The sequence below is a fragment of the Ruegeria sp. CDSA034 genome, assembly GCF_059612275.1.
Map to the genome: position 1 here is coordinate 21716 of NZ_JBXWQH010000015.1, position 26711 is coordinate 48426.

The 26711-nt window shown below is 57.6% G+C and carries 37 protein-coding genes; 14 read left to right on the top strand and 23 right to left on the bottom strand.

From position 1 onward, the window contains the following. Positions 1–21 precede the first annotated feature (21 nt). Positions 22–414, top strand: a complete 393-nt coding sequence (locus tag AC2FLJ_RS19325; protein WP_496698564.1) for an META domain-containing protein — start codon at positions 22–24, stop codon at positions 412–414. Here the strand turns inward: AC2FLJ_RS19325 and recO are convergent. Together recO and AC2FLJ_RS19335 are read right to left on the bottom strand one after the other, a co-directional pair. Continuing rightward, entirely contained in the window at positions 398–1123 is a 726-nt protein-coding gene (recO, locus tag AC2FLJ_RS19330; RefSeq protein WP_496698562.1) for a DNA repair protein RecO, read from the bottom strand. The two genes, AC2FLJ_RS19325 and recO, sit on opposite strands and share 17 nt — an antisense overlap. 96 nt (positions 1124–1219) lie before the next feature. Next, positions 1220–2119, bottom strand: a complete 900-nt coding sequence (locus AC2FLJ_RS19335) for a hypothetical protein (protein WP_496707220.1) — start codon at positions 2117–2119, stop codon at positions 1220–1222. Between the two features lie 278 nt (positions 2120–2397). On the opposite strand from AC2FLJ_RS19335, the gene AC2FLJ_RS19340 reads away from it, so the two are divergent. Beyond that, positions 2398–2703 carry an NIPSNAP family protein gene (locus AC2FLJ_RS19340; protein ID WP_496698558.1) on the top strand — a complete coding sequence of 102 codons (306 nt, stop codon included), beginning with the start codon at positions 2398–2400 and terminating at the stop codon, positions 2701–2703. Between the two features lie 28 nt (positions 2704–2731). Here AC2FLJ_RS19340 and AC2FLJ_RS19345 read toward each other — a convergent pair whose 3' ends face one another. The 3 genes from AC2FLJ_RS19345 to era all read right to left on the bottom strand — a co-directional run bounded on the left by AC2FLJ_RS19345 (position 2732) and on the right by era (position 4394). Next, positions 2732–3055, bottom strand: a complete 324-nt coding sequence (locus AC2FLJ_RS19345) for a SemiSWEET transporter (RefSeq protein ID WP_113791309.1) — start codon at positions 3053–3055, stop codon at positions 2732–2734. A 104-nt stretch (positions 3056–3159) separates the two neighbouring features. Next, complete coding sequence (locus AC2FLJ_RS19350) at positions 3160–3489, bottom strand: DUF1491 family protein (RefSeq protein ID WP_282153185.1); 330 nt, start codon at positions 3487–3489, stop codon at positions 3160–3162. Next, complete coding sequence (era, locus tag AC2FLJ_RS19355) at positions 3486–4394, bottom strand: GTPase Era (RefSeq protein WP_108861276.1); 909 nt, start codon at positions 4392–4394, stop codon at positions 3486–3488. The genes AC2FLJ_RS19350 and era overlap by 4 nt, the downstream gene beginning before the upstream one ends. A gap of 157 nt (positions 4395–4551) precedes the next feature. Between era and AC2FLJ_RS19360 the strand changes: the two genes are divergently transcribed. Beyond that, positions 4552–5928: a multicopper oxidase family protein gene (locus tag AC2FLJ_RS19360; RefSeq protein WP_496707221.1), complete on the top strand. Its 1377-nt coding sequence runs from the start codon at positions 4552–4554 to the stop codon at positions 5926–5928. A 29-nt stretch (positions 5929–5957) separates the two neighbouring features. Here the strand turns inward: AC2FLJ_RS19360 and AC2FLJ_RS19365 are convergent, their stop codons facing one another. From AC2FLJ_RS19365 to folK, 11 genes are all read right to left on the bottom strand, one after another. Beyond that, complete coding sequence (locus AC2FLJ_RS19365; protein ID WP_496707222.1) at positions 5958–6434, bottom strand: hypothetical protein; 477 nt, start codon at positions 6432–6434, stop codon at positions 5958–5960. Positions 6435–6590: 156 nt separating this feature from the next. Beyond that, complete coding sequence (gene rnc / locus AC2FLJ_RS19370; RefSeq protein WP_496707223.1) at positions 6591–7268, bottom strand: ribonuclease III; 678 nt, start codon at positions 7266–7268, stop codon at positions 6591–6593. Next, positions 7265–8104, bottom strand: coding sequence for a signal peptidase I (gene lepB, locus AC2FLJ_RS19375; protein ID WP_109312281.1), 840 nt, complete (start codon positions 8102–8104; stop codon positions 7265–7267). Before lepB ends, rnc begins: the two co-directional genes overlap by 4 nt. Positions 8105–8161: 57 nt before the next feature. Continuing rightward, on the bottom strand, positions 8162–8581 hold the full coding sequence (gene acpS, locus AC2FLJ_RS19380; RefSeq protein ID WP_496698548.1) for a holo-ACP synthase: 420 nt from the start codon (positions 8579–8581) through the stop codon (positions 8162–8164). Next, positions 8578–9114 (bottom strand): hypothetical protein, encoded by a 537-nt coding sequence (locus AC2FLJ_RS19385; RefSeq protein ID WP_496707224.1) that lies wholly within the window; start codon positions 9112–9114, stop codon positions 8578–8580. The genes acpS and AC2FLJ_RS19385 overlap by 4 nt, the downstream gene beginning before the upstream one ends. Positions 9115–9127: 13 nt before the next feature. After that, complete coding sequence (locus AC2FLJ_RS19390) at positions 9128–9751, bottom strand: LysE family translocator (protein ID WP_496707226.1); 624 nt, start codon at positions 9749–9751, stop codon at positions 9128–9130. After that, positions 9748–10494: a pyridoxine 5'-phosphate synthase gene (locus AC2FLJ_RS19395; RefSeq protein ID WP_108861281.1), complete on the bottom strand. Its 747-nt coding sequence runs from the start codon at positions 10492–10494 to the stop codon at positions 9748–9750. The genes AC2FLJ_RS19390 and AC2FLJ_RS19395 overlap by 4 nt, the downstream gene beginning before the upstream one ends. Continuing rightward, positions 10487–11185, bottom strand: a complete 699-nt coding sequence (locus AC2FLJ_RS19400; protein WP_108861282.1) for a DUF2062 domain-containing protein — start codon at positions 11183–11185, stop codon at positions 10487–10489. The genes AC2FLJ_RS19395 and AC2FLJ_RS19400 overlap by 8 nt, the downstream gene beginning before the upstream one ends. Positions 11186–11201: 16 nt before the next feature. Then, positions 11202–13334, bottom strand: a complete 2133-nt coding sequence (locus AC2FLJ_RS19405; protein WP_058278948.1) for a RelA/SpoT family protein — start codon at positions 13332–13334, stop codon at positions 11202–11204. A gap of 26 nt (positions 13335–13360) precedes the next feature. After that, entirely contained in the window at positions 13361–13714 is a 354-nt protein-coding gene (rpoZ, locus tag AC2FLJ_RS19410) for a DNA-directed RNA polymerase subunit omega (protein WP_010437681.1), read from the bottom strand. Positions 13715–13808: 94 nt separating this feature from the next. Further along, positions 13809–14366, bottom strand: coding sequence for a 2-amino-4-hydroxy-6-hydroxymethyldihydropteridine diphosphokinase (folK, locus tag AC2FLJ_RS19415; RefSeq protein ID WP_496698538.1), 558 nt, complete (start codon positions 14364–14366; stop codon positions 13809–13811). A 153-nt stretch (positions 14367–14519) separates the two neighbouring features. On the opposite strand from folK, the gene AC2FLJ_RS19420 reads away from it, so the two are divergent. The 7 genes from AC2FLJ_RS19420 (at position 14520) to AC2FLJ_RS19450 (ending at position 19006) form a co-directional block, all read left to right on the top strand. Continuing rightward, complete coding sequence (locus AC2FLJ_RS19420) at positions 14520–15092, top strand: LabA-like NYN domain-containing protein (protein WP_058278950.1); 573 nt, start codon at positions 14520–14522, stop codon at positions 15090–15092. Between the two features lie 193 nt (positions 15093–15285). Next, a complete protein-coding gene (gene ispH / locus AC2FLJ_RS19425; protein ID WP_282120851.1) occupies positions 15286–16236 on the top strand; it encodes a 4-hydroxy-3-methylbut-2-enyl diphosphate reductase in 951 nt (316 codons plus the stop codon). Next, positions 16233–16685, top strand: coding sequence for a DUF3429 domain-containing protein (locus tag AC2FLJ_RS19430; RefSeq protein WP_108861284.1), 453 nt, complete (start codon positions 16233–16235; stop codon positions 16683–16685). Before ispH ends, AC2FLJ_RS19430 begins: the two co-directional genes overlap by 4 nt. Beyond that, positions 16682–17269, top strand: coding sequence for a class I SAM-dependent methyltransferase (locus AC2FLJ_RS19435; RefSeq protein WP_282120850.1), 588 nt, complete (start codon positions 16682–16684; stop codon positions 17267–17269). The genes AC2FLJ_RS19430 and AC2FLJ_RS19435 overlap by 4 nt, the downstream gene beginning before the upstream one ends. Next, positions 17262–17729 (top strand): ribonuclease HI, encoded by a 468-nt coding sequence (gene rnhA, locus AC2FLJ_RS19440; protein WP_108861286.1) that lies wholly within the window; start codon positions 17262–17264, stop codon positions 17727–17729. Before AC2FLJ_RS19435 ends, rnhA begins: the two co-directional genes overlap by 8 nt. Then, positions 17726–18349, top strand: coding sequence for a trimeric intracellular cation channel family protein (locus AC2FLJ_RS19445; protein ID WP_496707229.1), 624 nt, complete (start codon positions 17726–17728; stop codon positions 18347–18349). Before rnhA ends, AC2FLJ_RS19445 begins: the two co-directional genes overlap by 4 nt. 54 nt (positions 18350–18403) lie before the next feature. After that, positions 18404–19006, top strand: a complete 603-nt coding sequence (locus AC2FLJ_RS19450) for a COG3904 family protein (protein WP_496698533.1) — start codon at positions 18404–18406, stop codon at positions 19004–19006. Between the two features lie 6 nt (positions 19007–19012). Here AC2FLJ_RS19450 and AC2FLJ_RS19455 read toward each other — a convergent pair whose 3' ends face one another. The 5 genes from AC2FLJ_RS19455 to def (AC2FLJ_RS19475) are packed head-to-tail and all read right to left on the bottom strand — an operon-like array spanning position 19013 to position 21437. Then, on the bottom strand, positions 19013–19249 hold the full coding sequence (locus AC2FLJ_RS19455) for a GlsB/YeaQ/YmgE family stress response membrane protein (protein ID WP_496698531.1): 237 nt from the start codon (positions 19247–19249) through the stop codon (positions 19013–19015). 1 nt (position 19250) lies between these two features. Beyond that, positions 19251–19505 (bottom strand): hypothetical protein, encoded by a 255-nt coding sequence (locus AC2FLJ_RS19460; RefSeq protein ID WP_058278955.1) that lies wholly within the window; start codon positions 19503–19505, stop codon positions 19251–19253. Between the two features lie 14 nt (positions 19506–19519). Beyond that, positions 19520–20425, bottom strand: coding sequence for a methionyl-tRNA formyltransferase (gene fmt, locus AC2FLJ_RS19465; RefSeq protein WP_496698530.1), 906 nt, complete (start codon positions 20423–20425; stop codon positions 19520–19522). Positions 20426–20427: 2 nt separating this feature from the next. Then, on the bottom strand, positions 20428–20922 hold the full coding sequence (gene def, locus AC2FLJ_RS19470; protein ID WP_496698529.1) for a peptide deformylase: 495 nt from the start codon (positions 20920–20922) through the stop codon (positions 20428–20430). Further along, on the bottom strand, positions 20919–21437 hold the full coding sequence (gene def / locus AC2FLJ_RS19475; RefSeq protein WP_058278958.1) for a peptide deformylase: 519 nt from the start codon (positions 21435–21437) through the stop codon (positions 20919–20921). Before def (AC2FLJ_RS19475) ends, def (AC2FLJ_RS19470) begins: the two co-directional genes overlap by 4 nt. Positions 21438–21531: 94 nt before the next feature. Between def (AC2FLJ_RS19475) and AC2FLJ_RS19480 the strand changes: the two genes are divergently transcribed. Further along, positions 21532–22704, top strand: coding sequence for a MalY/PatB family protein (locus tag AC2FLJ_RS19480; protein ID WP_496698527.1), 1173 nt, complete (start codon positions 21532–21534; stop codon positions 22702–22704). Between the two features lie 36 nt (positions 22705–22740). Here the strand turns inward: AC2FLJ_RS19480 and AC2FLJ_RS19485 are convergent, their stop codons facing one another. Next, a complete protein-coding gene (locus AC2FLJ_RS19485; RefSeq protein ID WP_109312266.1) occupies positions 22741–23094 on the bottom strand; it encodes a hypothetical protein in 354 nt (117 codons plus the stop codon). A gap of 215 nt (positions 23095–23309) precedes the next feature. Here AC2FLJ_RS19485 and AC2FLJ_RS19490 point away from each other — a divergent pair, with 215 nt between their 5' ends. Beyond that, entirely contained in the window at positions 23310–24299 is a 990-nt protein-coding gene (locus tag AC2FLJ_RS19490; protein WP_496707232.1) for a glutathione S-transferase family protein, read from the top strand. On the opposite strand, the gene AC2FLJ_RS19495 is transcribed toward AC2FLJ_RS19490, so the two are convergent. Continuing rightward, a complete protein-coding gene (locus AC2FLJ_RS19495; protein ID WP_108861296.1) occupies positions 24281–24643 on the bottom strand; it encodes a response regulator transcription factor in 363 nt (120 codons plus the stop codon). The genes AC2FLJ_RS19490 and AC2FLJ_RS19495 overlap by 19 nt on opposite strands. A 182-nt stretch (positions 24644–24825) precedes the next feature. Between AC2FLJ_RS19495 and cobD the strand changes: the two genes are divergently transcribed. Both cobD and cbiB read left to right on the top strand, forming a co-directional pair. Beyond that, positions 24826–25791: a threonine-phosphate decarboxylase CobD gene (gene cobD / locus AC2FLJ_RS19500; RefSeq protein WP_496698524.1), complete on the top strand. Its 966-nt coding sequence runs from the start codon at positions 24826–24828 to the stop codon at positions 25789–25791. Beyond that, complete coding sequence (gene cbiB, locus AC2FLJ_RS19505; protein ID WP_496698522.1) at positions 25788–26708, top strand: adenosylcobinamide-phosphate synthase CbiB; 921 nt, start codon at positions 25788–25790, stop codon at positions 26706–26708. Before cobD ends, cbiB begins: the two co-directional genes overlap by 4 nt. Positions 26709–26711: the final 3 nt, after the last annotated feature.

The window sequence follows — 26711 nt, forward strand, 5'->3', positions numbered from 1 at the left end:
GTAAGAAAGTAAGACACGCGAATGATGCGTCTGATCCTGACACTGCCTTTGATTGGCCTGTTTCAATGCGACAGGGACGAATCTGTTGCCGCCTACGGCGCCGCGGACCAGACTTGGGTGCTGCAGGAAATCGACGGACAGCCTTTCGAGGCCATCGCCATGTTGCGGTTCCCCGAAGAGGGCAAGATCGCGGGGAACGCCCCTTGCAACAGCTATAGCGGCACCCTGAACGCGCCCTACCCCTGGTTCGAGATTATGGACCTGACCGCAACACGTGCGGCCTGTGCCGGGCTTGAGGCCGAAGGCTTCTATTTCGCTGCGCTGATTGCGATGACGCAGTCCGAAGTATCAGGCGACTTGCTGATACTGCGCAATGATGACGGGCACGAGATGGTGTTCAAAGCCGCCGAGTGAACTGATCCACAAATCTTGCCCGCGCATCCGGCAAGGGGTTATGCCCCAGGGACGGGGCTAGATGGTGTTCCAGAAAGTAACCGGTGGTTTTCAACCCTGCGGCAATCTCAGCGTCCGGCGCTTGCCCCTCACCGCGCAAACAGGGTGGCAGGGGCAACAGCTTATCCGCCCATTCGCCAGCACCATCGGCGCTAACGGCTCGACCAGTCTTGGGGGAGACATAGACCAACCCATCCGCCGCCCCTGTCACAGCACAGGCCGACAGGTCCAGGCCAAAGCCCAGTTCTTCAAGCAACGCCAATTCCCAGCGCAGGTAAGCTAGCGGCCAGATTTCGTCCTGCCCCAGCAGATCCAACAACTGTTCGGTCTGTTTGTAGATCGCTGGATGCGGTTCACGCTCGGGCAGGCAAAAGGACAACAGCGCAACGGACGCGTTCAATCCTGCCAACGCCATCCGACCCGAAAATGCCGCTGCTGCGCGTGAACGCAAAGGTTCAACCTGAAATGTGCCAAGGTGTTCTTCTAACCGCGCGCGCCATAAAACATCTATTTGCGCGCCGGGCTGCAGGATGGGGGCAATTTTGCGGCTGGTGCCACCGCGTACGACGCCTGCATGACGACCGTGGCCTTCGGTGAAGACCTCGATAATCGCCGCCGTTTCACCATGCCGACGAGACGTCAGAAGGATGCCGTGATCGCGCCAGTCCAAATCAGGCTCCTTTCGTCTCAGGCTCGCCCCCGGTTTGCAACAGATCGCAAGGCGGAAACATCCGCAAGTGGGCAGGCATCCAACTGGTCTTTGGAATTAGAACCGGGCCCTGAAGGCCACCCCGACCAAAGGCGCGGTTTCATAGTTTTGGCGGCTGAGTTCCGTGCCGTTCGCATCATCCAGTGTAAGACGCCCATCCAATTCAGCACCTGCGAAAACGTTCAGCGAAATGCCGGGATTGGGATTGTAGCCAAAGGAAACCACCACTGGAATACTTTTGTCCTCGCCTATCCCGTTTGGGGCCAGCCCTTCCTCGTCAAGCCGGAACCGAATGCGCTCAGAGCGAGCAGAAAGGCCGAGGGTCATCGTGTCATTCAGCGCATAGCTGAGTGTCAACCCCGGCCCCTGCGTTGCGCCAATCCCCGAGCCGGTATTCAGGTTCCAACGGTCATTGATATCCCAATCCACCAGAAGCGCCGGAAAAAAATCGATATCATCGTCTTCGAACTGCGAAAACGCTCCAAACGCAGGGCCGATGGTCAGGCTCTCGCTTAACTTCCAGGCAATACCAGCAAAGACACCATAAGTTCTGCCGTCCGCCGCATCAGCGCCGCTCTGGTAGTCCCAGCGGACCTGCGGTGACACGAAAACGCTTGCAGTATTGCCGGCACGAAATCGAAGTGGAACAGAGATTCTGATGTCGCGGATATCCTCCCACGGCTGGTTATCCGCCTGACTAAAGTTGTAATCGAACCTGCCGATGCTTGCTGACAGCCCAACCGAGGTTCCACCATACAGATTATACAAAGCGGTTGTTCGCAAAAACGCGCGGCTGGCCGAGAACTCCCCGCCTTCACTCAGGTCCGCGTTGCTTTGATAAGCGGTCAACCCATCGATTTGATAGACCCACCCCAACCTCTGTTGCGCAAAGGTGGGCGAAGTCACCATGCCCAAGACAAGGATCGTTGAACAGCAGGCCAAAGTGAAGGTTTTCATCTTTTTTCAACTCGATAGGGGCAAGGACACATTCTCAGATAGCATTCTGTCGGACACGATCAAATGATTGAAGGGAACTGAATTGCAGAGTGTGACAGCGAAGTCGAAGACGGACCCTGCGCACTGGTTTTTGCTCACCACCGAAACGATGGCCGCCAGAAAAGACCTGAGATTGCGCTGTAACTCCCATCTATAGTCAATAAGTTACCAACCTCGTTTCCTTGACAACGCGGGGTTGCCACCCTTTATTTAACAACATAGTTAAACAGGAGGTCACGATGCGAGGCATAACCATTAAATATTCCTTCGATGGCAACGAAGCCGAATGGCAGGCCACCATCCGCACATTTATCGAGGCAATCAACGCCGACCCTGAGGCGGCTGGAAAATTCACCTATCAGGTTGCGGTCGCTGATGACGGAAAGTCCCGGGTTCACTGGGGCCGCTGGGACAGCGCCGAGACATTGGCTCATGTGCAGTCGCAACCCTATTTTCAGGCCTTCGCACCCAAAGTGAAGCAATTCGCCGGTGAGACATTGACCACCACCGGGCACGATATCACGCTCAAAAGCAGCGGCTGGTGACGTCTTGGCACCGGATCGTGGCGGCCGGTCAAAACGTTAAACCGGCGTGGATCAGGATGCCCAGAACCATCAGGATGTTCAGCACCATCGATATACCGTTGCCCACATAAATAGGCAGCTTGCCGACTACCAGCCCGTAGGCGAACCACAGGAATGACAGCGCAGCAAAGAGCGACCAAGACAGCAGAGACTGGCCGGTCGCGTGTTGTGAATGCGTGAAGTACAGCTTGATCAGCTGCGGCAGCGTGGCAAAAGGGCCGACAACGCCAATGAAGACCATGAAGCCTTCAAACCGATGCATCCAATGACCAAGCTCTGATTTTTCAAGCTTTTCAGCGAGTGTTTCAGCCATACATACACCCATTATCTATTCAAACGGTGCGGCGATCCTCGCCGACATAGTGTGGGTAAAATAGACGTTTTGGCCCGTGCGACCAAGACCCGTTGAACCGCGGGCTAGTCCAATCCCTCTTCACCCAGCAGATGACGCCCTTGTCGGTCTTCAACCTCGATCACCCAAAGGTCAGGGTCAAAGCTGCGTTGCCGGGTGATGGCTTCGTCGACTTCTTTTTCTGCGCCGGAGGAAAGCTCGACCCATTTACGTTCACCGCTCATTAGATCAAAGCTGCGTTGTAACGCCACGGCGTGCCCGTCCAAAGTGTTTAGTTTGACCAACACCGCGCCCGCTGTGTCGTCGCCATGTGCCACGACAAAAGCCGGGATTTCCTGAAAACGCAGCCGCGCCAGATAGGCGTGGACCCAGAAATCAGCCGTCAGGCGAGTCATGCATTACCGTCTTTGAAATCCAGACCCATTTCGGAGTAACGCTCGGATTCCTCCAGCCAGTTCGGGCGCACTTTGACCTGCAGGAACAGATGTATCTTGCGGTCCAGGAACTCTTCCAGCTCGGCCCGCGCGGCTTGGCTGACCGCCTTGATCGTCTCGCCCTTTTTGCCCAACACGATGCCTTTGTGACCGTCGCGCATGACATAGATGATCTGGTCGATCTTGGCAGAGCCGTCTTTGCGCTCTTCCCAGTTTTCGGTCTCGACCGTCAGTTGATAGGGCAGTTCCTGATGCAGGCGCAGGGTCAGTTTCTCGCGCGTCATCTCAGCCGCGATCATGCGCAGGGGCAGATCGGCGATCTGATCTTCTGGATACAGCCACGGGCTTTCGGGTAGTTCCGCAGCCAGCCATTTGCGCAGATCGTCAACGCCATACCCCTTTTCGGCGGAAATCATGAAGGTTTCGGAAAACGGGTAGCGTGCGTTCAAGTCACTTGTCAGGGCCAGCAGCACCTCAGACTGGACCTTGTCGATCTTGTTGATCGCCAACGCAACCTTTCGGCCCTGCCCGATCTCTTCCAGACCTTCGAGGATACGCTCGACCCCTTCTGTGATGCCGCGATGCGCCTCGATCATCAGAACGACCACATCTGCATCCGCCGCTCCGCCCCAGGCCGCGGCAACCATGGCGCGATCCAAACGACGACGCGGTTTGAACAGGCCGGGTGTGTCTACAAAGACCAGCTGCGCATCGCCTTCCATTGCCACACCGCGAATACGGGTACGGGTCGTCTGAACCTTATGCGTCACGATCGAAACCTTGGCCCCGACCATGCGGTTCAGCAGGGTGGATTTGCCTGCGTTGGGCTCTCCGATCAGGGCGATAAATCCGGCGCGTGTGGTCATGTGTCTGGCGTTCCTGGTTGCAAGTGCGCACCCCTATAGCAGAAAGGTCGCGCGGGCCAGAGGGATTTGTCGCATTGCGGCCATGCAAAATCGATGTCACCCCTGACGCATGCCACGCCAAATCCAGCCAGGCAACCATCGGAAAATGAGGCAAGACATGAAACGTCGCGAGTTTCTTTTGGGCAGCGGGGCCGCTGCCGGCGCGCTGGGTCTGGGCGGTTTCGGGTTGGCGCAGGGGACGCCGGAGTTAACCATTCAACCAGCAAGCTTTGCCCTGCGGGATACGGTGACGACCGGAATGGTCAGCCTGTCCCCGGACGCACCGCCGCCGGTTTTGTACGGCAAGCAGGGCGAGGTGATGCGGCTGCCGGTCCACAATACCCTGTCGGAGTATACCGCAATGCACTGGCACGGGATGCGGATCGCGAACAACATGGACGGCGTCCCTTACCTGACCCAAATGCCATTGGGTGAAGGTGAGGTCTTTAACTATGAATTCACTCCGCCCGATGCAGGCACTTACTGGTATCATCCACATTGCATGACGATGGAGCAGATGGCCCACGGTTTGACGGGCGTCATGGTGATTACAGAATCCGAAGACCCCGGATTTGACAGCGAACAGGTGATCAACCTGCGCGATTTTCGGTTGGATGAAGATGGTTCTTTTCTGCCCGCCTATACCCAGCGCGGCGCGGCACGGGCCGGAACCTTTGGCAACGTCCACACCGCCAACTGGGTGCAGGGTCCTGTCTACGATCATGCCGCAGGCAGTCTGGTGCGACTGCGAGTCGTAAATACGGACACAACGCGTATCTACAAACTGCATCTTGAGGGCGGCGATGCACGGATTATCGCGTGGGATGGCCATCCGCTTGAGATTAACATCCCAATGCCCAGCGCTGATGAGCCGCTTCTTGTCGGTCCCGGTCAGCGGGTGGATTTTGCGGTTGCAATGCCCGGCGACGAGGGGCGCAGCGTTGCGCTGATGGCAAAACTGCCCGGTCAGCCGCACAGACCTATGGCACAGCTGCGCGCAATCGGATCATCAGCGTCACGGGACCTGCAAGAGTTGCGCCCTCTGCCCGTCAACCCGGTCGCGAAACCCGATCTGACCAATTCCGAGCTGCACGAGTTTGTATTTGGCTGGACCCCCGAAGGTGGTGAACCCAACAACGGGTTCTGCGGCTCGCTGGGGTATAACTTCTGGTCTATCAACCGCAAACCATGGCCCGGCGACGCGGCGCAGGGTGTTGGGCCTTTGGCAACGCTGGAAATGGGCAAAAGTTATGTCCTTCGGCTGCGAAATGAATCCCCTAACTTGCACCCGATCCACCTGCACGGGTTGGCTTTTGTGCCGATACGGTCGAACCTGCGCCAACTGCCGCCTCTGATGACCGACACGATGCTGTTGCTAAAGGACGAGGTAGTCGAGATCGCGTTGGTCGCTGACAACCCGGGCGACTGGGCGTTCCACTGTCACGTCATCGAGCACCAAAAGACCGGGCTGACTGGATTTATCCGGGTGGTCTGAGGGGCGTGCTAGACGCCCCCCCAGGCATTTCATGCGTTCTGGCGCTCAATCAAGCGCAAGACGGCAACCATGACGATCCCGTAAAGAACATGCCCGATTAGTGCGACCCAAGTGATCGCCGAGAAGTTTAGGAAAGTCGGCAATCCGGACAAAGTTGTGATCCCACCCAGGGCAAAAACCCAAAGGCCAAACCCATAGATGGCCGAGGCCGCGAACATATGAACGGGGCCAAGGACCTTAACCCAGATCGGCTTGAAGATCAGAAACCACCCCAGCGGGTACGCAATCAGACCCACAAGGTAGAAATGCACGAAGAAGCCAAGGAAGGCATTGCTGGGCAGGCCGAGACTGGCCAGCAGGCTTTGGGCCAGCCCTTCGGGCGACAGATTGGCCCAGCCGATACCGGGGCTGACAACCTGCCCCCAGAAATCGAAGGCTATCGTAGCGATAAAACCGGCGATGAACAAAAAGCCGATATTCACGGTAGTCAGTTTTGCGTTTTGCATTGAAATGCCTCAACTCATTGTATCCATTTCGCTTTGCTCGCTTGTTCTTAGACATGGGCCAAAGCGGATGATGTTCAGATACGCCCGCGACCCGAGGTCTGCCATAGGCCTCAAGTTAGATTGAGAATTGTGACATGTTCGGGCTGTCGAGGGTTGCTATTTCAACTGATCCAGCAGCGCCTTTGCGGCGGCTTGTTCCGCCTGACGTTTCGACCCTGCCGTTGCCCGCGCTTCGGTTCCGTCCTGCAACCTAGCCGCAATCGTAAACACCGGTGCGTGGTCGGGACCGCTGCGTTTGACTTCGATGTAAGCGGGCGGTTTTTGCCCGCGCGCCTGCGCCCATTCCTGCAGCGAGGTTTTGGCGTCGCGCGCATCCGCTTCAACGTTGTGGACGCGATCCCCCCACAGTCGCAGGATGACGTCCCGGGCTGCCTCAAATCCGGCATCGCGATAGATTGCAGCTATCACTGCCTCCATCGCGTCACCCAGCAGGGCCTGTTTGCGGCGCCCACCTGACAGCATCTCGGACCGGCCCAGTTTCAGCACCACGCCAAGATCGATTTGCCGGGCCACATCGGCGCAGGCCTCTTTGCGGACCAAAGCGTTGAACCGAGGGGCCAACTGCCCTTCGGATGCTTTTTTGTCGGCCTCCAGCAGGGCGGTTGCCATGACAAGGCCCAGAACCCGATCGCCCAGAAACTCCAACCGCTGATTATCGGGTCGTGTCGAGGACGAGACCGATCCATGGGTCAGTGCGCGCACCAGCAGTTCAGGGTTCGAGAATTCGTACCCCAGACGCTGCTGGAACGCCTTTATCTCGGTCGAAAGCTTCAATTGACCGCCTTGAAAAAGCGATCCCCGCGCCATGTCCAGAAGAACAGCATCGACCGGCCAGCGGATGAGAACAGGATGCGATCAGCCCGCCCGATCAGGTCTTCGTAAGGTACATAGCCTACGCCACCTGCGGATTGCGGCACGCGGCTGTCGCTGGAGTTGTCGCGGTTGTCCCCCATGAAGAAGTAATGCCCTTCGGGAACTGTGTAGATGCCGGTATTGTCAGCCGCCTGATTGCCGATGTTCAGCACTTCGTAAGACACACCGTTTGGCAAAGTTTCGATCATACGCGATTTTTCGCAGACACCGCCAAAGCCGACAGGACCGTTTTCGCAGCGTGGGCGCAAACCTTGCGAACCTTGTGGTTCGGCGACTTCGGTGAACACACCATCAGGTTCTTGTTGTACGGGCGCACCGTTCAGAATGATCTGACCGTCCCGCACCTGAATGCGGTCCCCGGGCAGACCAATCAGACGTTTGATATAATCACGACCGCTGACTGGGTGGCGGAAAACAATGACGTCACCGCGTTCGGGGTCACCACCCCAGATACGGGTGTTTTCATCGCTTTGCATCCAGCCGCAGAGGTCTTCGGCGTCAACATTCAGGCCGACGCTTGGGATGATCAGGCTGGGACAGGACGCGTAAGAATAACCGTAAGACATTTTGTTGACGAACAGGAAATCCCCGATCAACAAGGTGGGCTTCATCGAACCCGACGGAATCCAGAACGGCTGAAACAGGATCGTGCGGAAGACGCCCGCGATCAGCAGGGCATAGACGATGGTCTTGATCGTCTCCCAAACGGCGTTACCTGTTTTGGCTTCCTCGGCCATACTGCTCTCCGGTCGATTATTCGTTGGGGTGCTACATGCGGGTCAGTTAAGGGCAAGTCAAGGCTGCGCGGGGCCATCGTGAAGCGGACGCGCCTCGATCACCACGAATGCCTGTGCCCAAGGGTGATCGTCGGTCAGGGTGACGTGGATGATGGCCTCATACCCTTCGGGCGTCATCTCTTTCAGTCGATCTGCCGCCCACCCGGTGACATGCATCACAGGCTGACCGGTGCGCAGATTGGTCACCGACATATCCTTCCAGGCGATGCCCATAGCCAGCCCCGTGCCCAGCGCCTTTGAGCACGCCTCTTTCGCGGCCCAGCGTTTGGCGTATGTTCCGGCGACATCAGCGCGACGTTCCGCTTTGCTCTGTTCGGTTTCGGTGAAGACACGATTGCGAAACCGGTCGCCAAACCGGTCGAGTGTGCCCTGAATGCGGTCGATATTTGCAAGGTCCGTGCCGATGCCGAGGATCATAGGTTCTCACTTAATACATTGAGCTCAGGTCTGCGCATTTCTCGTAACCCGCGGCCCAATAAAGCGCGGCAGGTAATGGTGCAGACTACAATCGCGACTGCCAAATAGTACGCATCCATCGGATCTACTAGTAGTGAGTCGAAAGGGATACTTTCACCAATGGCCACGACAACGAGCGACGATAGAAGCAGGGCTATCACCAAACCCATAACCGCCATCGCGGTACTCGCAGTCAAAAGATGAATCCCTTTGGGCCACTCTGATTGCTTCTTTGCGTAGTGGGAACCCTCCACATATGCGGCCACGCCAAACGCAGCGAGTTCGAACAAATGAAAATAGTCTAGGACGCTGATCCAAATTTTCTCGGATAAATTCGCAATTAAATACAGATACATAAAGATACTTGGAGAAGCCCCCAGCGATCCGTGATCTACCAATAAGACACGCACAACTGCTTCAATGAAGAAAAGAACCAGAATACAGACGAACGCTGCCGAAAATACCCATGTAAATCTGAGTATGTTAAAGTTCACGCGAATGCCTCTTTCACCCCAACCGCACCGTCAAAATCTTGTAACTCGCCACCCCAAAGAACCCGGCAAAGGCGAAGTCGAACCAGCGACGGGCGCGGCTGTAGACGCGCACCATATGCTCGGAAGAGAAGAGGAAGGCGTAGCCGATGAAGATCAGCAACGATCCTGCGTAAAGCATGGCGAAATAGCCCAACAACATCGATAGGCTGGAATCACTCGGGGCGACGATGGCATAGATCGACCCCCAACTCAGGATCGCTTTAGGGTTGGTCAGGTGAATGGCCGCGCCCTTGGCAAAGATTGTGCGAAAAGAGCCGGTGACAGGGTTGCCCATAGCAACCTCATCAGACGTCATCGCCCGGCGCAGCGCCTTGATCGCCAACCAGCCTAAATAGGCCACCCCCACATAGCGGATGACCTCGAACACCCAGGCATTTGCCAACATGATTGCTGACAGGCCCAGCGCTGCGGCGATGCCCCAAGCGGCAGAACCAGCACAAATGCCCAAAGCAAACACCAGGCCAGCGCGGCGACCTTCGTTCATTGCCGTTCCGGCAATCCCCATTGTTGCAGGCCCCGGAGAGCCACCGGCCATCAGCCAGGCAAACCAAATGGCAACAAAACCGGGTGTGATCATCCGCGCGCCTCATCCATTAGACGCCGCATCTCGGCCATGGCAGGCGTGAGGCCGCGAAAGATCGCCTCGCCAATTAGGAAGTGGCCGATATTCAGCTCGCGCACTTCGGGGAATGCCGCGATCGGTTGTACGGTGTCATAAGTCAGGCCGTGACCCGCGTGCACCTCAAGGCCCAGTGAATGGGCAAAAGCGGACATTTCACGCAGGGCTTCCAACTCACTTTTGGCTTTGTCGTCGTGGCCTTCGGCCATGGCATCGCAATACGCACCGGTGTGCAGCTCGATCACTTCGGCGCCGATACGATGCGCCGCCTCGATCTGGCGCTGATCAGCAGCGATAAAGATAGACACACGACACCCGGCATCGCGCAGCGGAGCGATAAAATGAGCCAGTTTGTTTTCCTCGCGCGCGACTTCCAGCCCGCCTTCGGTGGTGCGTTCTTCGCGCTTTTCAGGGACGATGCAAACGGCATGCGGCTTATGCCGCAAGGCAATTTTCTGCATCTCGGGCGTCGCGGCCATCTCAAAGTTTAACGGCACCGACAGGACCTCCATCAGGCCATCGATATCAGCGTCCGAGATATGGCGACGGTCTTCGCGCAGATGCGCGGTAATGCCGTCAGCCCCGGCCTCTTCCGCCAGCTTGGCGGCACGCAGCGGATCAGGATAGGCCCCGCCCCGCGCGTTGCGAACCGTGGCCACGTGGTCGATATTTACGCCAAGACGCAGGTGGTTGTCAGACATCGCTCGAATCCTTCTTAAGGCCCTGGTCTGAACCTAGGGTATTCATCAATGGAACGGCAGGCTTAGTTTCGGCCAAGCGTTTGATTTCGTCAAACTTTGCCTTGATCTTGTCGCGACGGCGCTGCTGATAGGTGCGGATCAGCGGCAAGCTGAGATAGGAGCAAATTACACCCGCCAGAATGCCCGGAAGAACGCCGCCAATCATGTAGGGAAAGAACACCTCGTTATAGAAGATGCTGAGCCCATGCCAGTCCGCGACACGGTCGGTGAACATGGCAATAAAGTTGTTCTTCAGATCACCCATTGCATCTGTGAACTTGCCCATCAGACCATGCGTGTCGCCTTTGTGGAACTTGGTTCCCAGCAGGAAATGCCCGGTCTGCAGGCAAACCACACCGATTGGCACATAGGTGAGTGGGTTGCCAAAGAATGTTCCACTCAGTGCCGCCAGAATATTCCCGTTCAGCAAGCGTGCCACCACAGCAGCGACCAGAAAATGCAATCCGTAGAACGGAGTGAATGAGGCAAAGACGCCTGCACCGATGCCACGCGCAATTCGCTCGGGGGAATCCGGCAGCCTACGAACACGATGCTTGACGTAGTGAAAGGCCCGCGTCCATCCACCACGAGGATAGACGAATTCAGACGCGATCTGGACAGGCGAGCGTCGGTCTCGGCGCTTAAATACCACTCCTGATCACCCCTTCTCAGCCAGCCGCTACTGCGGTTTTGGTCCTGTCCCTATAGCGTTCGACCGCGGCAACGTCGCTTTCGGCCTCAAGCATCAGCATCAGCGAATGCAACTGTTCCAGGTCACGCAATTCGACACTGACCAGAAGGCGGTAAAAATCCGGTTTGCGGTCGACAAATTCCAGGTTCGAAATATTTGCCTTTTTCTCGCCTATCAACGTACAAATGCGCCCTAGCACCCCCGCATCATTGCCAATCGTGACGTCCAGCGTCGCACCATGAACGGCCGGGTGCGTGCCAGAATGCCAGTGGAGATCAACCCAGCGATCTGGTTCGCTTTCGAACTCGGACAGGCGGTCGCAATCGATTGCGTGCACCACAACGCCCTTGCCGCGATAGGTAATGCCGACGATGCGTTCGCCAGGCAAAGGTTGACAACAGGGCGCGCGGTCGAATTTCTGGCCGGGTTCAAGGCCGATCACCGCGCGGCGCGGAGAAATGGCGTCACCGTCATCCTGGGTAAGTTCAGGGTAAACGGCGCTGACCACATCATGCGCCGTCAGCTCGGCGCTGCCGAGACGCGCCAGCAATTCGTGACGATCCTTCAGGCGTAGGTGTTTCGCCGCGGTATCCAGCGCCTTGTCGGTAGCCTTTCGACCGACATGTTCGAAACCGGAACGCGCAAGTTCCTTGCCCAGCTTGATGAACCGCTCGCGGTCGACCTCGCGCAGCGCACGCCGAATGGCGGTCCGGGCCTTGCCGGTCACCGCAATCTCAAGCCACGTTACCTGAGGCGTCTGGCCGTCAGCGGTAATTACATCCACCGACTGACCATTCTTGATCCGCGTCCACAGTGGCACACGGATGCCGTCCACCTTGGCGCCAACACAGGCATGTCCAATGCGCGTATGGATCGCATAGGCGAAATCAATCGGCGTAGCCCCGCGCGGCAGCTTGACAACATCGCCCTTGGGCGTGAAGCAAAACACCTGGTCCGAGTACATTTCCAGTTTGACCGCTTCGAGGAAATCTTCGTGATCTTCCTCACTGTCGAACTGTTCAGTCAGGTTCGCAATCCACTTGGCCGGATCAACGGCAAATGGGTTTTCCGAGCGGACACCGTCGCGGTACGACCAATGCGCTGCAACGCCGGTTTCTGCCACATCATGCATCTGACGGGTGCGGATCTGAACCTCGACCCGTTTCCCGTCGCGGCCGGAAACTGTTGTGTGGATCGAGCGATAACCGTTCGATTTCGGCTGCGAAATATAATCCTTGAACCGACCCGGCACCGCGCGCCAGCGCTGGTGGATCGCACCTAGCGTCCGGTAACAATCTTCCTCGGACCGGGTAATGATGCGAAAGCCGTAGATGTCGGACAGGCGCGAAAAGCCCTGATCCTTTTCCTGCATCTTACGCCAGATCGAATAAGGCTTTTTGGCGCGACCAAACACTTCGGCTTCGATGCCCGCCTTTTCCAGCTCGTGCCGCATGTCGCCGGTGATCCGGTGAATCACGTCGCCGGTTTCACGTTGCAAGGTGATAAAGCGGCGAATGATCGACTGGCGACCTTCGGAATTCAGAACGCGGAAAGCAAGATCCTCAAGCTCTTCGCGCATCCACTGCATACCCATGCGACCCGCGAGCGGCGCATAAATATCCATCGTCTCGCGTGCCTTCTGCACCTGCTTTTCCGGGCGCATTGCCTTGATAGTGCGCATGTTGTGCAAACGGTCAGCGAGCTTGACCAGAATAACCCGCAGATCCTTGGACATGGCCATGAACAGCTTGCGGAAGTTCTCGGCCTGTTTGGTCTCGCGGCTGGACAGCTGCAAATTGGTCAGCTTGGTGACGCCATCGACCAGCTTGGCAACCTCTTCCCCGAACAGTTCGGACACTTTGCCATAATTGGCTTTGGTGTCTTCGATCGTGTCATGCAGCAACGCCGTAATGATCGTCGCATCATCCAGACGCTGTTCGGTCAGGATGGCGGCCACGGCAACGGGATGCGTGAAATAGGGCTCGCCGGAATGCCGAAACTGACCGTCATGCATCTGCTTTCCGAACTCATATGCTCGGGCGATGCGGTCAGCATTAGTCTTGGGGTTGTAGTTGCGGACCAGCGCAATCAGGTCGTCTGCAGAAATCATCCGGTCCGCACCTTTATCTTTGGGGATTACCCCTGGCCTTGAGCCTCCATCAGAGCGCGCAGCAGCTTCTCTTCCGACATATCGTCATCGGCAGGCTTGTCTGACTCCGCACCCATCAGCAGAGCCATCTGATCTTCTTCCGGCTCGTCGACCTCAATCTGGGTCTGGTTGGCCTCGATCAGGCGCTCGCGCAGTTCATCCGCGCTTTGGGTTTCGTCCGCAATCTCGCGCAGCGACACGACGGGATTCTTGTCATTGTCACGGTCGACGGTGATCGGGCCACCGGCAGAAATCTCGCGCGCGCGATGGGCGGCAAGCATCACCAGTTCAAACCGGTTAGGAACCTTGTCTACGCAATCTTCAACCGTCACGCGGGCCATGGGGCGCTCTCCGTTACTGAATCCATGTCAGGAAGAGGTTTATCTAAGGGCGAATCCCTGCCTTGACAAGCAAGAAATGCTGCAAATGCACCGTTCACACAGCCGTGACCTCTGCAATATCCGCTGCGGGCAGGTCTGCCAGCATTTCGGTTACCGTCCGGCCCAGCACAGGATGCCGCCAATCTGGGGCTACGTCCGCCATCGGAACAAGTACAAAAGCACGATCCTGCAGTCGCGGATGTGGTATAATCAGCCGATCCGGCGCCTTTTGCGTCTGTTCCTGTGCTGGCAGGGTCAGCCAGCTATCATATACGGTGCGATCCGGCAGAACCAATTCATCATAGCACACCAGATCCAGATCCAGCGTTCGCATACCCCATCGCTGCACCCTTTCGCGGCCAAACTGATGCTCAATCTGGTGAAGCAGGTGCAACAAATCGGCTGGTGTCCTGTCCGTTTCGATCACTGCAGCCGCGTTAATATAGTCGGGCCCGGCACCTGCCGGGAAGCACGGGGTCTCAAAAAAACGGCTGACGGCACGAATCACCACCCCTTGACGCAACATCGCGTCAAGTGCGCTTTGAAGTGTCACCTTGGGGCCAATACCTCTCAATTTGAGATTTGCGCCCAGCGCGATAACCGCTTTTGACATAGATTTGTACGTTCCATTCACTATATTCGGCGAATTGCATGCTTGCGATACGACCGAAATGGCCTAATTATAGAAGATCAGCGCGCCGCATATTTCCAAATACCCACTCACGTAACACCACGGCGTCCTGTATTGTACCGGAAGGACCTATTTATGTTCTATAAAGACGAACGGCTAGCGCTGTTCATCGACGGCTCGAATCTTTATGCGGCCGCAAAAGCACTGGGGTTTGACATCGACTACAAATTGCTGCGCCAGGAGTTTATGCGCCGCGGCAAAATGCTTCGGGCTTTTTACTATACGGCGCTATTGGAAAACGACGAGTATTCCCCGATCCGCCCCTTGGTTGACTGGCTGCATTACAACGGCTTCACCATGGTGACAAAACCGGCGAAGGAATACACCGACAGCATGGGGCGTCGGAAAGTCAAAGGTAACATGGATATCGAACTGACGGTCGACGCCATGGAACTGGCACCGCGTGTCGATCATATCGTGTTGTTCTCGGGCGATGGGGATTTCCGCCCGCTGATTGCCAGCTTGCAACGTCAGGGCGTGCGCGTTTCGGTGGTTTCGACCATCCGCAGCCAGCCGCCGATGATCTCGGACGAGCTGCGCCGCCAGGCTGACAACTTCATCGAACTTGAAGACCTGCGCGACGTGATCGGGCGACCTCCGCGTGAAATGCCCATGGAGCCACGCAGCGTTGCTGCGGGTGGACAGTAAGACTCGGCCACTCACCAAGCCCGGGGGAAGAAATTAGCGCGGTCAGGCTGTACCAACCTGGCCGCGCTTCTTTAACTAAAAGCAGGTACTGAAACACCTGCTGGCTAGCAGTGATTCATGTCAGATCAATGACAATGTCCTGTCTGGACCATAGCCGGGAAAAGACTTACCTGTGGCCTATGGAGACCAAGACATGACCAAGCCGCCCCTTACCCTTTACCTTGCCGCACCACGCGGGTTTTGCGCCGGTGTCGACCGGGCGATCAAGATCGTTGAAATGGCGCTGCAGAAATGGGGGGCCCCGGTCTATGTGCGCCATGAAATTGTGCACAACAAATTCGTCGTAGATGGTCTGCGCGCCAAGGGGGCCGTTTTTGTCGAAGAGCTGGACGAGTGTCCTAACGACCGACCCGTTATTTTTTCAGCGCATGGCGTACCGAAATCCGTTCCCGCGTCGGCGGCCCAGCGGGAAATGATCTACGTCGATGCCACCTGCCCGCTGGTCTCCAAGGTCCATGTCGAGGCGCAGCGCCATGCTGAAGCCGGATTGCAGATGATCATGATCGGGCACAAGGGCCATCCAGAAACCATCGGCACCATGGGCCAATTGCCTGACGGCGAAGTGCTGCTGGTTGAAACCGTCGATGACGTGGCCTCGGTTCAGGTGCGCAATCCGGAAAAGCTGGCATTTGTCACCCAGACGACGCTTTCGGTGGATGACACCAAGGACATTATCGCGGCCCTCGAAGCCCGGTTCCCGGCCATCGTTGGCCCGCATAAAGAGGACATTTGCTACGCCACCACGAACCGGCAAGAGGCCGTTAAGGCCGTGGCTCCGAAATCGGATGCTTTGCTGGTTGTGGGCGCGCCGAACTCGTCGAACTCACGTCGGCTGGTCGAGGTTGCTGCGCGCGCCGGGTGCAACTATGCGCAATTGGTGCAGCGCGCCCACGATATCGACTGGCGGGCGCTGGAAGGCATCTCATCCATCGCCATTACCGCAGGCGCGTCAGCACCCGAAGTGCTGGTGAATGAGGTGATTGACGCTTTCAACAACCATTATGACGTAACGGTTGAACTGGTCGAAACTGCCGTCGAAAATGTCGAATTCAAAGTGCCTCGCGTCCTGAGGCAAACCGCATGAGAGGCGTCCCCAAGGCGCCGTTGGTTCTGGCGCTGGCGGGGCTGATCCCGTTCATTTGGGGCGCGCTGACCTCCTTGAACGGCGATTTGCAGGATTGGGGCAGGCAAGAGCTTGGTTCGCGGTTCGTCGGGCCGTATATTCAACTGTTCTACGGCTCGGTGATCTTAAGCTTTATGTCCGGTGTTCTGTGGGGGTTCGCCACCAAGACCTCGGGCAGTAAGGCAGCGACATGCTATGTGCTGTCAGTCCTCCCGGCGCTTTGGGCGTTTTTCATGACCGGCGGTGGACCTGTCGAGGCGGGCATCAACCTGATGTACGGCTTCGCCGGTTTGCTGATGTTGGATGCGATATTTGCATATTGGCGGCTGACCCCAACATGGTGGCTGAGGCTGCGTGTTCTGCTGACAGCCATCGTCCTGATATGCCTTGCCGTAGGAGTGTACCTGTGACCGATCGCAAGACAATTGATGCCTACACCACGCGTGTTGCCGAGTATCTGAGCGTCCCATTGCCGCCCGAACAGATCGAAGCGCGTATGGCCTTTGCCGAAGCGGTTGCGCCGGGTGGCTATGTGCTGGACCTCGGCTCAGGCCCTGGGGCGGATAGCATGTTTTTCCTGCGTGAGGGGCTGCGGGTTCGGGCATTGGATGCGACGCCGGCCTTTGTGGAACACGCCCGCGAAAATGGCGTAGATGCGCATGTCGGTACATTTGACGATGTGACCGAAAAGGCCACGTTTGACGGCATCTATGCCAGCTTTTCGCTGCTGCATGCCCCTCGCAAGGATTTCCCGCGCCATTTGGCGGCCATCCACCGGGCATTGAAGCCCGAGGGTATCTTTTTCCTTGGTCTGAAACTGGGAACCGGTGAACACCGCGACGACATTGATCGCTATTACACCTATTTCTCACAGACCGAGATCGAAGAGGCGCTGGCCGAGGCAGGGTTCACAATTGACCGGATTACAACCGGAGTCGGCAAAGGTCTGGCCGGGTCTTATGACGGCTTTATTCTGGTGATCGCCCATGCCTGAGTTGTTTGCCTATACCGATGGTGCCTGTTCGGGTAATCCTGGCCCGGGGGGGTGGGGCGTGCTGATGCGCGCAATGGACGGCGAAAAAGTCCTGAAAGAGCGCGAACTGAACGGCGGCGAGGCTGAAACCACCAACAATCGCATGGAATTGCTGGCCGCGATCAGCGCGCTGGAAACGCTGGAGCGGGCCTCGAAGATCACCGTGGTAACCGACAGCGCCTATGTAAAGAACGGTGTGACCGGCTGGATTTTCGGCTGGAAACGCAACGGCTGGAAGACCTCGAATAAGAAACCAGTCAAGAATGTCGATCTGTGGCAGCGACTGGACGAAGCGCAGGCGCGCCATGACGTGACCTGGGAATGGGTCAAGGGCCATGCAGGCCATCCCGAAAACGAAAAAGCCGACGAGCTGGCCCGCGCGGGCATGGCCCCGTTCAAACCCAAAAAGGCGCAAACGTGAACGGTCTGGCACTGCTCGACTATGCCTCAGTTCTGGTTTTTGCCCTGACGGGTGCATTGGTGGCTAGCCGGGCACAGCTGGATTTGGTGGGTTTTGCCTTTATGGCCTGCCTGACTGCTGTGGGCGGCGGAACCGTCCGCGACCTGCTGTTGGACCGGCACCCAGTGTTCTGGGTCGGTCAACCGGACTATATCCTGATCGCCACAGCGGCAGCTGTGGTGGTGTTTTTCACCGCCCATTTGGTGGAAAGCCGATACAACTTGCTGGTCTGGCTGGACAGTTTCGCTCTGTCGATTGCCGCGGCAGCAGGTGCTGGCGCAGCCTTGTCGCTGAACCAATCCGGTGTCATCGTTGTGCTGATGGGCGTCACAACGGGCTGCCTTGGCGGCTTAATGCGGGACGTGGTCTGCAACGAAGTGCCACTGGTCCTGAAACAGGGTGAGCTCTACGTCTCTTGCGCGTTTGCCGGGGCTTTTGCCGCTGTGATCGCAACCCGACTTGGTTTCGACGAGCTGGCCACACTGGCCGCATGTGCGTTGATCTGCTGGGCATTGCGGGCGGGATCATTGGTGTTTGGCTGGCGGCTTCCGGTTTACAAGGCGCGCCCGCCGCGGCAATAAACGGGTGCAAAATGTTCGATCTGCATTTCCTGTGCCACAGATGTGAGGACTGAAATGAAATTCACTTTCCCCATTTTTGTCGCCTCACTGGCTCTTCTGGGTGCGTGTGCAGAGCGATACGACGCGGTCAGCTTCGTTATACAGGGCGACGAAATCGTTGCTTCGGGGGCTATTGATCACACGACACTCAGCGCTTTTGAAGAAATCACCGCGGCCAATCCCGAGATCAAGACCCTTGTACTGCAGAACATCGAAGGCTCGGTCGATGATGATGCAAATGTCGTTTTCAGCCGCGTTGTTCGGGACGAAGGGTTCGATACTGTGGTGCCCTCAAACGGTTTGGTCGCCTCTGGTGGCACCGATCTGTTCCTCGCCGGCAATCGACGCACTCTGGAACCTGGCGCATGTGTCGGGGTTCATAGCTGGGGCGGCGGCGGATATGTGGCTGCCAACCTGCCCGAAAACCACCCCGAGCACGATCGCTATCTCGACTATTTCAATGATATTGGTGTCGACCCGGCCTTTTATTGGTTCACGCTTGATGCAGCGTCAGAGGACGAAATGCACTGGATGTCAGCAGAAGAAGCCAATCGATTCAATATGGCGACGCGCAATTCGAAATCGTTGGGATCAACAGTGATTTGCGACGAGCGGTAGCCCCGTTTAACGCCGCAGATAGGTCTGCCATATCCAGATTACCAGCAGCGCGCCCAGAACCGCGCCTATAAATCCGGACAACCACCCTGCCACGGTGATCAAGGCCCGCAACAAAAATCCGCCAACCAGTGCACCAACGATGCCAATCAACATGGTTGTGGGGATGTTGGCCTCGATCCGCATTAAACGGGTGGCCAGGAACCCTGCGGCGGCTCCGATGACGATCAGGGCGATGACAGGCATGTCACTTCCTCCAATGGGTCGGCACGATAATCAGCGCGCCGACGGATGACACAATAGCGTTCAATCCCGGGGACCCAAAAGCAAGGTTAAACCCGAACATCCTGCCAAACATGATCTGAGCAAAGAAAAACAGAAAGGCACCGCCGATACAAATGATGATAGATTGCAGATAGCCGTTTCGGGTAAACCCGGTTTTTTCCGCGAGGCTTCCAACGACGGCTGCGATCAACACCGTCCCCATCAAAGTCATGTACAAGTCTGTTATTCCTTCTAAATCCGACTTCCCTTGGCCACAGGCCAGCCCCGCAGAAAGGTTTCCTTATCCTGTGCGCCTTTGCCCGCCCGTTGCAGGCGCAACAGATCAACGGCACCCTCGCCGCAAGCTACTGTCAAGGCATCGTCCAGAGCTTCGCCGGGTACGCCCTGCCCCTCGACCAGACGCGACGCCAGTAGTTTCACGCGGTCTCCGTCAATCTCGGTCCAGGCACCCGGGAACGGGGACAGACCGCGGATCTGCCGGTCCACCTCGGCTGCGGGCCGGGACCAGTCAATCCGTGCCTCTGATTTGTCGATCTTGGCGGCATAGGTCACACCGACCTCGGGCTGCGGCTCGGGCGTCAGATCCGGCAGGTCATGCAAAGCCTCAACGATCAGTTTGGAGCCCATTATCGACAGCCGGTCATGCAACTGGTCGGTGGTTTCCTCGATCCCGATATCGGTTGCTTCGCGCATAAGAACCGGGCCTGTGTCCAGACCGGCCTCCATCTGCATGATGCAGATACCGGATTGCGCATCGCCGGACATGATGGCGCGATGGATCGGGGCCGCCCCGCGCCAGCGCGGCAACAGGCTGGCATGGATATTCAGACATCCCTGGGCAGGCGCGTCCAGAATGGGCTGCGGTAGGATCAGGCCATAAGCGACCACCACAGCCACATCTGCGTTCAGTGCAGCAAAGGCATCCTGTTCATCTGACGATTTCAGAGACACCGGATGGCGGACAGTCAAGCCTAACGCTTCGGCCCGTGCGTGAACCGGTGTCGGTCGGTCCTTTTTGCCCCGACCAGCCGGGCGCGGGGGCTGGCAATACACGGCGACGATATCATGCCCAGCTTCGACCAGCGCATCCAGAACCGGAACCGAAAAGTCGGGCGTACCCATGAATACAACGCGCATCTCTACCCCAGCTTTTTGGCTTTGCGCAGAAGCATGTCCCGTTTGACCTTGCTGAGCCGGTCGAAATACATCTTCCCGTTCAGATGGTCGATCTGGTGCTGTACGCTTGTGGCTTCGATCCCGACAAAGTCGCGGCGATCCACCATCCCCTGCTCATTCAGGAACTTGACCGTCACCGCGCGTGGGCGCTTCACCTTGGCCGAAACACCAGGCAGGTTCGGGCTGGCCTCATCATGTTCGCGCAATTCGATTGAGCTGTGCAGGATTTCCGGGTTGGCCAGACGCACAGCCTTACCGCGTTCAGCCGAGCCGTCCACCACAGCCAGTCGCAACATCACGCCGATCTGCGGCGCGGCAAGGCCAACACCGGGCATCGCTTCCATCGTGTCGATCATGTCGTCCCAGATGGCACGGATTTCATCGGTGATCTCGGCGACGTCCTCCGCCTTGGTGCGCAGGCGTTTTTCGGGCCATGGCAGGCAGGTGCGAGCGGTCATGCGCGGGCCTGCTCGCGCTTTAGTTTCTGCATCTTCCGCGTGATCATCTGCCGTTTCAGCGGCTTGAGATAGTCGATGAACAGCTTGCCGTTCAAATGGTCGATCTCATGCTGAACACAGGTCGCCCACAGGCCGTCGAATGTTTCCTGTTGCAAGTTCCCATCCTGGTCAATCCACGTGACATCAACCACTTTGGGGCGCGTGACTTCGGCGAATTGCTCGGGGATCGACAGGCAACCTTCCTCGTAGACATTGGTCTCATCGGACGAGGCGATAACCTCGGGGTTGAACATGATCAGCGGACGCGGGGCTTCGCCCTCTTCCTTAATGCAGTCCAACACGATCAACCGATCCAGCACGCCGATCTGAGGCGCGGCCAGACCAACGCCAGGCGCGTCATACATCGTCTCCAGCATGTCGTCGGCCAGCTTGCGCAGCTCGTCGCTGATATCTGCCACAGGCGCGCAGACCTTTTTCAGGCGGGGGTCGGGATGGATCAGGATATTACGTTTCATGGGGTTGATTTAGGCCATCCCGCACTGCACCGCAACGCCCCCCTTGCACCCGCTGGAATTGTAGCTAGCTTTCGTCCGGACAGATGGAGCAGACATGACTTTCAACGACCTGATCGACCGCCGGGGAACCAACAGTTCAAAATGGGATAAGATGGAGCAAATCTACGGTGTGCCCCCACAGGACGGGCTGGCCATGTGGACGGCAGATTCCGATTACCCAACAGCGCCTTGCGTAATTGATGCGGTTCGAAAAGCGGCTGACCATGGGGTCTTTGGGTATTCGTGGATTCACCCGGAATATCTGGCATCGATTCAGTGGTGGATGAAGAACCGCCATAGCTGGGACATCGACACCGATTGGGTGCTGACTTCACAGGGGTTAGGCAATGCGATCGCCCTGTCTCTGGATGTCTGGAGCAAACCCGGCGACGGCGTCGTCATCTTCAGCCCCGTCTACCATGAGTTTGCCCACAAGGTGAACAAATCGGGACGTCGCGTTGTCGAGTGCCCGCTAGTTCGCCAAGGCGAAACCTATGGGCTGGATCTGGACGACGCTCAGTCGCGTCTGGACGGGTCGGAAAAGCTGTTGCTGTGGTGCTCGCCGCAAAACCCCTCGGGCCGGGTGTGGACACCGGATGAATTGCGTGCCGTGGCCGCATTCGCCGAACGTAATGGGTTGATTTTGGTCTCGGATGAGATCCACCACGATCTGGTTTATCCTGGCAATACGTTCGTGCCGATGGATGTGGCTGCGCCGGATGCGCGGCCGTGGACCGTGACCCTGACTGCGGCGTCCAAGACATTTAACATCGCCGGTCAACGCACCGGTAACATGATCATTCCGGACCCCAAACTGCGCGCGGCCATGCGGCACCGCATTCAGACGCTGGACTATGACCCCAGCGCGTTGGGCGTGGCGATGATAACTGCTGCCTATTCGCCCGAGGGTGCGGCATGGGTTGACGAACAGGTCGCGCATCTGGCGGGCAACTGCCAGGTCTTTGACGCAGCAATCGCCGAGATCCCTGGTCTGTGGTCCATGCCATTGCAGGCTACTTATCTGGCTTGGGTAGAATTCTCAGGAACCGGCATGACCCATGAAGAGTTTGTCCGCCGCCTGCGCGAAGATGCCAAAATCGCAACGTCCTCAGGCCCCGGTTTCGGCGCAGGTGGTGAGACCTTCGAACGGTTTAACTTGGCCACTCAGCGTGCACGGGTCGAAGAGGCATGCGCCCGGCTAAAGCATGCATTTGCTGATTTGCAGTAAACGAGGCGGCCAACGGCGATGTCGTTGGCCCTGTCCTCAATCCTTGTGCCCAAGCAACGCAATCGGCGCGTCCGGCGCGCGGTAGAAATCCAGCGGAGCCTTGTCGGCTGCGGCCGTGCTGCGCTTGAACTCGTACCGCATTTCGCCTGCTTCATCCTCATCCGCGATGATTAGGCATTGGTACAAGTGACTGACACCATCATAGATATCCACAAGCCCGCGCAGTTGAGGCGTGGTTTCGGCCTCAACTGTAAATCCGTCTTTCCACAATCGAAGAATCTTGTAGGTATTGTCGCCAATATCGACACGAAGGCGGCTGATCTTTTTCAATCCTGCGATTCGCGCCGCATCCAATTCGGCAGTAATTTCCTTTGAAACATAAGTACTCATAAAAATATCTCCCCCGGCAGTGTATTCTATTGTGAGGCGCAAATTGTAAAAATCCAGTGAACCTGATCACAGTCAGCGCCGGGATTTCAATTTGTTGCACAGAAATCCCAATCCTTCCTGTGCGTATGCGCAGGAAGGATGCGCGCGCCCTCGCATAGGAACGCCCCATGTACCCGCCTATGTTTGGCGCAAACGCTTTTCGGAGGGCATGAGCAATGGGCCTGTTGGTCGACGGTAAATGGCACGACACTTGGTATGACACCAAATCCACGGGCGGCGCGTTCAAACGCAGCGCCGCGCAGTTTCGCAATTGGCTGACGGCAGATGGCAGCGCCGGACCATCGGGCAAGGGTGGCTTCAACGCTGAAACCGACCGCTACCACCTCTATGTCAGCCTGGCCTGTCCATGGGCGCACCGCACTCTGATCTTCAGGGAACTGAAAGGTTTGAACAAGCACGTCTCAGTCTCGGTGGTACATCCCGACATGCTGGACAAAGGCTGGACCTTCGAGACTGATGACTACGGCGCAACCGGGGACACACTGTACGGTCTGGGCTTTGCTCACCAGATTTACACCAAGGCCGACCCGACATATTCGGGTCGTGTCACAGTGCCGATCCTGTGGGACAAGAAACAGCAGACGATCGTTTCGAACGAAAGCTCGGAAATCATCCGCATGTTCAACTCGGCCTTTGACGGGATTAACGGCAACGCCGACGATTATTGGCCCGAAGCGATGCGCGATGAGATCGAAGAGGTGAATGCGCGCATCTATTCCAACGTCAACAACGGCGTCTACAAATCCGGCTTTGCCACCAGCCAACAAGCTTATGACGCCGCCGTGGACCCGCTGTTTGAAACGCTGGACTGGTTAGAGGATCGTTTGGCTTCAAAACGTTATCTGATGGGGGATCGCCTGACTGAGGCTGACTGGCGGTTGTTCACGACGCTGATCCGGTTCGATCCCGTCTATCATCTGCATTTCAAATGCAACCGGCGGCGACTGATCGATTACCCCAACCTGTGGGCTTATACGCGCGAGCTGTATCAATGGCCGGGCGTCGCTTCGACGGTGAACATGCACCACATCGTGCGCCACTATCACTATAGCCACGAAAGCATCAATCCGCATCGGATCATCCCGACCAACCCGGTTTTGGACTACATGGAACCGCACGGGCGCGGTCAGCGGCCCGCCGCGTAATGTTCAACCATCGCCGCCAGATCTTCTGGCGGCGTGCCGCTTTGCACATAAGCGCACGCGTTTGGACTGTGGGCAAAGATCGAACCGTCTGAAAAAAAGGTGGTGTTGGTAACAAAGATCACTCGCGCCTCGGGGCGGCGATAGCTGGCGAAATCAGCCACTGCCAACGCACTGCCATTTTCCAGCACCAGATCCAACACGATGATATCGAAATCCGTGCCATACAACGCAAGGATCGCAGCCTCTTGCCCGGCAACAAGCGTCACTTCGGCGCCTTGCCGTTCCAGATGTCTTTTCCAGACCCGCCCAAGGTCGGGGTTACTCTCAACAATCAGTACATTCATTTGCAACAACCTCGGCACTTGGTAGAGTGTGCGGTGCCGACCCCCGTGGTTTGTGATCACGCTTATTCCTTAACAAAGTGTTAACGGTGCCGGTCAACCGGGCCGATCACGCGGATTTGCTTGTGTAAGCGGCAAAAATCCGCTTGAAGCACCGGAAACACGCAATTCCGACGAGAACACCGATGGCAAGCCCAAACGCAGATTTGAACCCCCGTGCCGTGCGCGACCATGGCGGCGGGCTGGACGGCGCTATCGCCCGGTTCGGCGGGGCACGCGACAATTGGCTGGACCTGTCCACCGGCATCAACCCACACCCGTATCCGGTGTCGAGACTGACCCCGTCGGATTGGGCCGCGCTGCCGGATCACGGTGCGTTTGAACGGCTGTCTGCCGCAGCACGCCAGTTCTGGTCTGTTCCAGATGGTGCCGCGATTCTGCCCGCGCCCGGCGCATCAGCAGTAATCGCCCGCATGCCTGCGCTTGCTGCGACGGGTCGGGTTCAGATCACAGCACCTACCTACAACGAACACGCGGCAGCTTTCGCCGCGCAGGGTTGGACAGTTGAATCGAACGGTCCAGCCGAGGCGCGCGTCCTTGTGCACCCGAATAATCCGGATGGACGTATCTGGTCCGAACAGAACGCCGATGCCCCGCTGACCGTGATTGATGAGAGTTTTTGTGACGTTTGCCCTGACGCATCCCTAATTCATCTGGCCGAGCAGCCCGGTGTGATCGTGTTGAAAAGTTTCGGCAAGTTCTGGGGCTTGGCCGGGCTACGGCTGGGATTTGCAATTGGCCACCCGGACCTGATCACAAAGCTGAACGATTTGACCGGGCCGTGGTCTGTCTCTGGCCCTGCCCTTCGGATCGGGGAACGGGCGCTGCGGGACACGAACTGGGCCAAAGCAACCCGTCAGCAGTTGGCGGCAGCGACAGAACAGCTAGACCGGATCATGACCGGCAAGGGGGCAAAACTGGTCGGCGGCACCACGTTGTTCCGCCTTTATGACGTCGACGATGCCGCCGCTTGGCAGGCCAAGCTGGCCCGCTCCCATATCTGGAGCCGCATATTCCCCTACTCAAACACTTATCTGCGCCTTGGCTTGCCGCCTGCAGACGGATGGCGTCAGCTTGAGGCCGCGTTGTGAGCACAGCTTTTCTGCTGGTTTGCGCCATGTGTCTGGACGCGGCGCTTGGAGAGCCAGATTGGATCTGGTCGCGCATTCGTCATCCGGCAGTGATGATCGGCACTGTCATCGGCTGGTTGGACCTGCGCCTGAACCGCGGAACGAATAGGCGCTTGAAAGGCGTGGCCATCGTGCTGCTGCTGATCCTTGGCGCAGTGATTCTGGGCCGCACGCTGACCTTGTTTGGGCCGGTGATCGAAATCGTCCTTGCCGCAATTCTGCTGGCACAGAAGTCACTGGTGACCCATGTCCGCGATGTCGGTGACGGGCTTCGCTCCTCCTTAACCGAGGGCCGCGCCAAAGTCGCCATGATCGTTTCGCGCGATACGCGGGACATGACCGAGGCGCAAGTCGCGCGATCTGCGATTGAGAGCGCTGCCGAAAATCTCAGCGACGGCGTAATTGCGCCCGCCTTCTGGTTTCTGGTCGCGGGCCTGCCGGGGTTGCTGATCTACAAGGCGGTCAACACCGCCGATAGCATGATCGGCTACCGGTCAGAAAAGTACCGCGACTTCGGCTGGGCCGCGGCGCGTCTGGACGATTTGTTGAACCTCATTCCCGCCCGTCTGACCTGCGTGATGATCGTGGCACTATCCGGTCAATGGGCGCGCTGGCCAGAAATGGTCGCGGATGCACGTCGCCATATCTCACCCAACGCCGGTTGGCCCGAGGCCGCGATGGCGCGCGCCTTAAACGTCGCCCTTGCCGGGCCGCGCAGCTATGACGGACAGGTCCGCGATCTGGCCTGGGTCAACGGTGATGCGCCACGTAACATCGGCGCGCCGGAGATTTTTCGCGCATGTGACATGCTTTGGCGGGTTTGGGGGCTTGCGCTGGGCCTCGTGTCGGTGTGGGTTGGGGTCAGCTTTATTTTCTGACGG